Below are 6,668 nucleotides of genomic sequence, written 5' to 3'. Positions count from 1 at the left end.
GGCTCCCAGTAGACGACTGGGTTGATAGGCCGGATATGGAAGCCCTGTGAGGGGTGGAGTTGACCGGTACTAATAGGCCGAGGGCTTGTCCTCAGTTGCTCGCGTCCACTGTGTTGTTCTGAAACAACGACCCGCCCCGTTTTTCTGGGGGTGTGCGGTTGACAGTTTCATAGTGTTTCGGTGGTCATAGCGTGAGGGAAACGCCCGGTTACATTCCGAACCCGGAAGCTAAGCCTTACAGCGCCGATGGTACTGCAGGGGGGACCCTGTGGGAGAGTAGGACGCCGCCGAACAATCTTTCAGAAGAACCCCCATCCGGATCCCGGATGGGGGCTCTTCGCGTTTCCCGGAAAATCGGCCGGACCCCGCCGGCCGGCCCCTGCCGAGTGACCCCCGCCAAGTGGCTGGTCCACCGTCAATATGCCGCTAAAACCGCCTGATCAGTGCATTGATCAGCGGAAAATCGCTGCTCACGCCGTAGTCTCGAAGGGGCGGGGAACAGGTGTCCGGGGGTGGCTCCCGGGCATGGCCGGATCAAGAATGGTGCTCATGGGACGAGGCAGGCTGCGCATCTACCTCGGGGCGGCCCCCGGGGTCGGTAAGACGTACGCCATGCTCGCCGAGGCGCACCGGCGGCACGAGCGCGGCACGGACGTCGTGGTGGCGTTCGTGGAGGACCACGGCCGCCGGCGTACCGCGGACATGGTCGCCGGGTTGGAAGTCGTGCTGCGGCAGCAGGTGGTACACCGGAGCGCGCGGTTCTCCGAGATGGACCTGGACGCCGTCCTCGCCCGTCGCCCGCAGGTGGCGCTGGTGGACGAGCTGGCGCACACCAACGTGCCCGGCTGCCGCAACGAGAAGCGCTGGCAGGACGTCGAGGAGCTGCTGGCGGCCGGGATCGATGTGATCTCCACCGTGAACGTGCAGCACCTGGAGTCGCTCGGCGACGCCGTCGCGGGCATCACCGGAGTGCGTCAGCGCGAGACGGTCCCGGACGAGGTGGTCCGGCGGGCCGATCAGATCGAGCTCGTGGACATGTCCCCGCAGGCGCTGCGGCGGCGGCTGGCGCACGGGAACGTGTACGCGCCGGAGAAGATCGACGCGGCGCTCGCCAACTACTTCCGCCCCGGTAACCTGACCGCGCTGCGCGAGCTGGCGCTGCTGTGGACCGCCGACCGGGTGGACGAGTACCTGCAGAAGTACCGGGCCGAGCAGGGCATCGAGGGCACCTGGCAGGCCCGGGAGCGGATCGTGGTGGGCCTCACCGGCGGAGCCGAGGGGGCGACGCTGATCCGCCGGGCGGCCCGGATCGCGGCCAGGGTCTCCGGCGGTGAGCTGCTCGCCGTGCACATCTCCCGTTCGGACGGCCTGGTGGGCTCCGGCTCGCCGCAGACGCTGATCGAGCAGCGCGCGCTGGTGGAGAGCCTCGGCGGCTCCTTCCACGCCGTACTGGGTGACGACCCGGCCGCCGGGCTGCTGGACTTCGCCCGGGGCGTGAACGCCACCCAGATCGTGCTGGGCACCAGTCGGCGGCCCGCCTGGCAGTACCTGTACGGGCCGGGCGTCGGCACCACGGTGACCCGGGAGGCCGGGGACATCGACGTCCACATGGTCACCCACGAGCACGCCGGGCACGGGCGCGGCAGGATTCCGGTCCGCCGGATCACCGACCTGGGCCGGACCCGGACCATCGCCGGCTGGTTGATCGGCCTGGCCGGTCCGCCGCTGATGGCGATCGTCCTGACGGCGATCGGCGGGCTGGGGCTCTCCACCGACATGCTGCTGTTCCTGTCGCTGACGGTGTGCGCGGCGCTGGTCGGTGGGCTGCTGCCGGCGATCGGCTCGGCGCTGGTCGGCTCCTCGGTGCTGAACTACTACTTCACGCCGCCGCTGCACACCTTCACCATCAACGAGCCGCAGAACATCATGGCGGTGGCGATATTCACCATCGTCGGCATATCGGTGGCGTCCGTGGTGGACCTGGCGGCTCGCCGGACCCACCAGGCGGCCCGCAGCCAGACCGAGGCGCAGACGCTCAGCGCGCTGGCCGGCACGGTGCTGCGGGGCGCGCCGAACGGGGACGGGGTGCTGACCGCGCTGATGGAGCAGGTCCGGGAGACCTTCGGGCAGGAGAGCGCCGCGCTGTTGGAGCGCCCGGAGCCGCTCGGCCCCTGGGTGCCGGTGGCCACCGCCGGGCCGCGGCCGCCGGAGCGGCCGGAGACGGCCGACGTGGACGTCCCGGTCGGCGAGAGCCTGGCGCTGGTGCTGCGCGGCCGGGTGCTGCCCGGGGCGGACCGGCGTCTGCTCGGGGCCTTCGCCGCGCAGGCCGCCGTGGTGCTGGAGCGCCGCCGGCTGTCCCGGGAGGCCGTCGCGGCCAGGCGGGAGGCCGAGGGCAACCGGATCCGTACGGCTCTGCTGGCCGCCGTCTCGCACGACCTGCGCACCCCGCTGGCGGGCATCAAGGCGTCGGTGAGCTCGCTGCGCTCGGCGGACGTCGACTGGGATCCGGAGGACGAGGCCGAGCTGCTGGCCGGGATCGAGGACGGCGCCGACCGGCTGGACCACCTGATCAACAACCTGCTCGACATGAGCCGGCTGCAGACCGGGACCGTCACCCCGCTGATCCAGGAGACCGACCTGGACGAGGTGGTGCCCTACGCGCTCGGCGGGGTGCCGCCGGACTCCGTCCGTCTGGACGTGCCGGAGACGCTCCCGATGATCCGGGCCGACGGTGGGCTGCTGGAGCGCTCGCTGGCCAACCTGGTGGAGAACGCCGTCAAGTACAGCCCGGACGGCGTCAAGGTGCTGGTCAAGGCCGATGCGCTGGTGCAGCCGGGGGTGCCGGGCCGGGTCGAGCTGCGGATCGTCGACCGCGGGCCGGGGGTGCCCGAGGAGGCCAAGGAGAAGATCTTCGCGCCGTTCCAGCGCTACGGCGACGCGCCGCGCGGCGCCGGCGTGGGTCTCGGGCTCGCGGTGGCGCGCGGCTTCGTCGAGGCGATGGACGGCAGCGTCACCGCCGAGGACACCCCCGGCGGCGGCCTGACCATGGTCGTCAGCCTGCCGGCCGTCGAGCGGCCGCCCGAGCCGGCGGAGTCGCCCGAGCCGCCGGAGCCGGGTGAGCCGAACGGCGGCGGGAGCGGCGCGGTCTCGGAGCTGATCACATGAGAAGGAAAGCCGAAAGCCGAAATCCCGTTCCACAGTCCTCAACTCACGACAAGCCCTGAAAGGCGGAGCCCGTAAATGACCCGGGTCCTCGTCGTGGACGACGAACCGCAGATCGTCCGCGCGCTGGTGATCAACCTCAAGGCCCGCAAGTACGAGGTGGACGCGGCCCATGACGGCGCGAGCGCCCTGGAACTGGCCGCGGCCCGCCATCCGGACGTCGTCGTCCTCGACCTCGGCCTGCCCGACATGGACGGGGTCGAGGTGATCCGCGGGCTGCGCGGCTGGACCCGGGTGCCGATCATCGTGCTGTCGGCCCGGCACGCCTCGGACGAGAAGGTCGAGGCCCTGGACGCCGGCGCCGACGACTACGTCACCAAGCCGTTCGGCATGGACGAGCTGCTCGCCCGGATGCGGGCCGCCGTGCGGCGGGCCGAGCCGGTGGCCGGGGAGGCCGACTCGCTGGTCGTCACCGAGAGCTTCACGGTCGACCTCGCCGCCAAGAAGGTCAACCGGGACGGCGCCGACGTACGCCTCACCCCGACCGAGTGGCACCTGCTGGAGGTCCTCGTCCGCAACGCGGGGCGGCTGGTCAGCCAGACCCAGCTGCTGCAGGAGGTGTGGGGCCCGGCCTACCGGACCGAGACCAACTACCTGCGGGTCTACCTCGCCCAGCTGCGCCGGAAGCTGGAGCGGGACCCCTCGCACCCGCGCCACTTCATCACCGAACCGGGAATGGGATACCGGTTCGAGAGCTGACCGCCGTTGCCCCCGGCGGCCGTACGACCTGCCGCCGGGGGCCCGGAAACCGGTACCCTTCCGACATGAGTGGTGACAACAGCAGTGGCCAGCCGCAGGGGCGGTTCCGCCGCATGCTCAGTCGGCTGACCTCCTCGGCCGAGGAACTGGACGCCGAGGACCTGCGTCAGGAGAGCGCCGCGGAGTCGGGATGCAGGCCGATCGCCGGCTGCGCGGACCGCGACCTGGTCACCGTCGCGGGCACGCTGCGCACGGTGACGCTCCGCCCGCGGGCCGGGGTGCCGGCCCTCGAGGCCGAACTCTTCGACGGCACCGAGGCCTTGGACGTGGTCTGGCTCGGCCGTCGCTCGATCGCGGGCATAGAGCCCGGCCGCAGGCTGGTCGCCAGCGGTCGGATCAGCCACGCGCGCGGGCGCCGCGTGCTGTTCAACCCCCGCTACGAGCTGCGTCCGGTCGGACACGGGAGCGAATGAGCGTGAGCAACCAGCCCGGCGGCGATGCCGCCCAGCTCGACCTGGCCCACGACGCGGCGGCCGAGGAGGCCGCCCGCAAGGCCGCCTCCAAGGAGGCCGCCGACACGGTCATGAAGGCCTTCGGCGGCGTGCGCGGCATGATCGACATGACGCTGCCCGGCCTGGTCTTCATCGTCACGTACAACCTCACCCACCAGGTCAGCACCTCGGCCTGGGCCGCGCTCGGCCTGAGCGCCCTGTTCGTGGTGGCCCGGCTGGCGAAGCGGGAGACCATCCAGCACGCCTTCAGCGGGGTGTTCGGCGTCGCACTCGGCGCCTGGATCTCGATGAAGAGCGGCAAGGCCGAGGACTTCTACCTGCCCGGCCTGCTCTGGAACGTCGCCTACAGCCTCGCCCTGGCGGTCTCCGCGCTGGTGCGCTGGCCGATGATCGGGGTGATGCTCGGCCCGATCACCGGCGAGATGTTCACCTGGCGCAAGGAGAACCCGGGTCGGCTCGCCGCCTACACCAAGGCGACCTGGGCCTGGGTGGTGATCATGGGCCTCAAGCCGGTGATCCTCTTCCCGCTGTACTTCACCCACAACGTCAACCTGCTGGGCTGGCTGAAGGTCGCCCTCGGCATCCCGCCGATGCTGCTGGCGATGTACGTCACCTGGCAGATCCTGCTGAAGGCGCCGCCGCCGATCAAGGCGCCGCTGGACGACGAGGAGGAGCCGGCGAAGTAGCCGTCTCCGCACGGCCGAGGGCCCGCACCCGTTCGGGTGCGGGCCCTCAGCCGTGTTTCGGGGTCCTACGGTCCTACTGGGCGCCGGAGGTGGCCGACAGCAGCTCCTCCAGCTCCTCCTCGCGCTCCTGGGCGGCGACGAAGAGCAGCTCGTCGCCGCCCTCCAGGGTGTCGTCCTTGCCCGGCACCAGCACCCGGCCCTCGCGGATGATGGTCACCAGCGCGGTGTCCTGCGGCCAGGCCACGTCGCCGACCCGGGTGCCGACCAGCTCGGTGTCGGAGGCCAGGGTCAGCTCGACCAGGTTGGCGTTGCCCTGGCTGAAGCGCATCAGGCGGACCAGGTCGCCGACGCTGACCGCCTCCTCGACCAGGGCGGACATCAGGCGCGGCGTGGACACGGCCACGTCCACGCCCCAGGACTCGTTGAAGAGCCACTCGTTCTTGGGGTTGTTCACCCGGGCGACCACCCGCGGCACCGCGTACTCGGTCTTGGCGAGCAGCGAGACGACCAGGTTGACCTTGTCGTCGCCGGTCGCGGCGATCACCACGTGGCAGCGCTGCAGGGCGGCCTCGTCCAGCGAGGTGATCTCGCAGGCGTCGGCCAGCAGCCACTCCGCCATCGGCACCCGCTCCACCGAGATGGAGTTGGGGTTCTTGTCGATCAGCAGGACCTCGTGGCCGTTCTCCAGCAGCTCGCCCGCGATCGAGCGGCCCACGGCACCGGCCCCGGCAATGGCGACCCGCATCAGTGACCCTCCTCCTTCGGCCCCTGCGCGAACGCGGCCTCGACGGCCGTCAGGTCGGCCCGGCGCAGCATCACGTGCACCAGGTCGCCCTCCTGCACCACCATCTGCGGCGTGGGCAGGACGCCCTCGCCGAGCCGGGTGACGAACGCCACCCGGGTGCCGGAGGCCTCTTCCAGCAGGCCGATCCGGTGGCCGACCCAGCGCGGGTCGTACGCGACCTCGGCCAGCTGCACGCCGCCGCTCGGGTCCTGCCACAGCGGCTCGGCGCCGCTCGGCAGCAGCCGGCGCAGCATCTGGTCGGCGGTCCAGCGGACCGTCGCCACGGTCGGGATGCCCAGGCGCTGGTACACCTCGGCGCGGCGGGGGTCGTAGATCCGGGCGGCGACGTTCTCGACGCCGAAGTTCTCCCGGGCCACCCGCGCGGCGATGATGTTGGAGTTGTCGCCGCTGGAGACCGCGGCGAACGCGCCGGCCTCCTCGATGCCCGCCTCGCGCAGGGTGTCCTGGTCGAAGCCGACACCGGTCACCCGGCGCCCCTTGAACCCGGCGCCCAGCCGGCGGAAGGCGGTCGGGTCCTGGTCGACCACGGCCACCGAGTGGCCCTGTTTCTCCAGCGCTCTCGCGAGGGCGGACCCCACGCGGCCGCAGCCCATGATGACGATGTGCACCGGCGCTACCTCACCCGTTCCGTCGGGGTACTGACCTGCGCAAACACCGTTCATCTCCCTTTCTCGCCCGGCTGTCCGGGACGAGCGTTCTCGTGGGGCGCCGGCCTCGGCAACACCCGACAATCCGAGTGTTGCC

The 6,668-nt window shown here is 71.4% G+C and carries 6 protein-coding genes and 2 rRNA genes; 6 read left to right on the top strand and 2 right to left on the bottom strand.

The features are described 5' to 3' along the window. From ACZ52R_RS05320 to ACZ52R_RS05295, 6 genes are all read left to right on the top strand, one after another. A 23S ribosomal RNA gene (locus ACZ52R_RS05320) occupies positions 1–93 on the top strand; the annotation flags it as partial. 83 nt (positions 94–176) lie between these two features. Next, a 5S ribosomal RNA gene (rrf, locus tag ACZ52R_RS05315) occupies positions 177–293 on the top strand. Positions 294–549: 256 nt separating this feature from the next. Beyond that, a complete protein-coding gene (locus ACZ52R_RS05310) occupies positions 550–3,165 on the top strand; it encodes an ATP-binding protein (RefSeq protein WP_465664740.1) in 2,616 nt (871 codons plus the stop codon). A gap of 75 nt (positions 3,166–3,240) precedes the next feature. Next, positions 3,241–3,921 carry a response regulator gene (locus ACZ52R_RS05305; protein WP_049657530.1) on the top strand — a complete coding sequence of 227 codons (681 nt, stop codon included), beginning with the start codon at positions 3,241–3,243 and terminating at the stop codon, positions 3,919–3,921. A gap of 65 nt (positions 3,922–3,986) precedes the next feature. Beyond that, the gene (locus ACZ52R_RS05300) at positions 3,987–4,394 is read left to right on the top strand and encodes an OB-fold nucleic acid binding domain-containing protein (protein WP_360504025.1); all 408 of its coding nucleotides are present in this window, start codon (positions 3,987–3,989) and stop codon (positions 4,392–4,394) included. Then, entirely contained in the window at positions 4,391–5,119 is a 729-nt protein-coding gene (locus ACZ52R_RS05295) for a DUF3159 domain-containing protein (protein WP_465620027.1), read from the top strand. Before ACZ52R_RS05300 ends, ACZ52R_RS05295 begins: the two co-directional genes overlap by 4 nt. A 73-nt stretch (positions 5,120–5,192) precedes the next feature. On the opposite strand, the gene ACZ52R_RS05290 is transcribed toward ACZ52R_RS05295, so the two are convergent. Together ACZ52R_RS05290 and ACZ52R_RS05285 are read right to left on the bottom strand one after the other, a co-directional pair. Continuing rightward, complete coding sequence (locus ACZ52R_RS05290) at positions 5,193–5,864, bottom strand: potassium channel family protein (protein ID WP_030060763.1); 672 nt, start codon at positions 5,862–5,864, stop codon at positions 5,193–5,195. Further along, positions 5,864–6,532 carry a potassium channel family protein gene (locus ACZ52R_RS05285; RefSeq protein WP_465620029.1) on the bottom strand — a complete coding sequence of 223 codons (669 nt, stop codon included), beginning with the start codon at positions 6,530–6,532 and terminating at the stop codon, positions 5,864–5,866. Before ACZ52R_RS05285 ends, ACZ52R_RS05290 begins: the two co-directional genes overlap by 1 nt. Positions 6,533–6,668: the final 136 nt, after the last annotated feature.

Source organism: Kitasatospora sp. NPDC034023 (assembly GCF_055575795.1).
This window is presented reverse-complemented; position numbering and strand designations above follow the sequence as displayed.